2 protein-coding genes are annotated in these 1,137 nt (G+C 64.7%); one reads left to right on the top strand and one right to left on the bottom strand.

The genetic code is table 11. From position 1 onward, the window contains the following. Positions 1–370: type 1 periplasmic-binding domain-containing protein (locus tag ABT116_RS51280; protein ID WP_502984102.1), on the bottom strand; the 370-nt coding region annotated here is incomplete at its 3' end. 406 nt (positions 371–776) lie between these two features. Here ABT116_RS51280 and ABT116_RS48855 point away from each other — a divergent pair. Further along, positions 777–1,137: metal ABC transporter substrate-binding protein (locus ABT116_RS48855; RefSeq protein ID WP_351648040.1), on the top strand; the 361-nt coding region annotated here is incomplete at its 3' end.

The raw sequence follows: 1,137 nt of genomic DNA, 5'->3' as shown, positions 1-1,137 counted from the left end.
GTTCCTGGCTGACCACGCCGTCCATCCGGTCGCGCCCCAGCCTCATGCAGAGCACGCCGATGTCACGGTGTCCGAGACCGATGAGGTAATCGGCGACCTTGCGCATGGCAGCGCGGTCGTCGATGCCCACGAGAGACGCACCGGGGATCTCACGAGGCTGGTCGCACACGACGATCGGAATGTGACGCTCGAGCACGGCAGCGAGATACGGATCGTCGTCGGCCACGGAGTAGACGACAAAGCCGTCGACACCCGCCTGCTGGACCACGGCTGCAGCATCCACCTCGTCGCGGCCAGGCCCGGCCGGGATGAGCAGCAAGCCCTGGCCGGCGTCCTCACACGATTCCGAGAGACCGGCCAGGAAGCTCATGGCGGCCGGGTCACGGAACGAATAACTGAGTGCTTCGGTGAGCAGAAGACCGACGGCGCCGGCTTTGCGAGTTCGCAAGGAGCGGGCGACCGGATCGGGTCCGGGGTATCCGCGTCGCTTGGCCGCTTGGAGCACTCGATCCCGCAGCTCGACGGAGAGCTGATCGGGTCGGTTGTACGCGTTCGAGACTGTAGTTCTCGACACATTGAGCTCGGCGGCAAGCGACGCCAAAGTGGCTTGACGGCGTGGCTGACGGGACCGGGGCATAAACGGACGTTAGCCGTAGTGCCCGCAGACGGCGCGTTGGGGCTGAACCGAAGGTGAACTACCAGCGACTATGCGCTAATGTGTAACGGTAACGGTTTCCAATAGCATTTAGCCCAGCCTTTGTTCAGGAGAAAAGCACGTGCGTTCGTCGTCGAAATTCCGCACCGCCACCGCCCTCGCGGCCGTCTCGGTCGCCGCAGCATTCGCGCTCACCGCGTGCAGCTCCAACTCGTCGAAAGACGAGGGCATCACCGTCGTCGCATCGACGAACGTGTGGGGCGACGTCGCGCAGGCCGTCGCCGGCGACAAGCTGACCGTGACGTCGATCATCAACGAGCCGTCCGCGGACCCGCACTCGTTCGAGGCGACTCCCGCCGATGCCGCCAAGATCACCGACGCATCGCTCGTCGTCTACAACGGTGGCGGCTACGACCAGTTCATCACCGACGTCCTCGACGCGGGCAAGGGCGAGCAGAAGACGGTCAACGCCTACAACCTGC

Origin of the sequence: Streptomyces sp. NPDC002130, from assembly GCF_040296465.1 — a bacterium.
GTDB lineage: Bacteria > Actinomycetota > Actinomycetes > Streptomycetales > Streptomycetaceae > Streptomyces.
The sequence above is the reverse complement of the archived record's forward strand: the minus strand, read 5'-3'. Positions and strand labels throughout refer to the sequence as shown.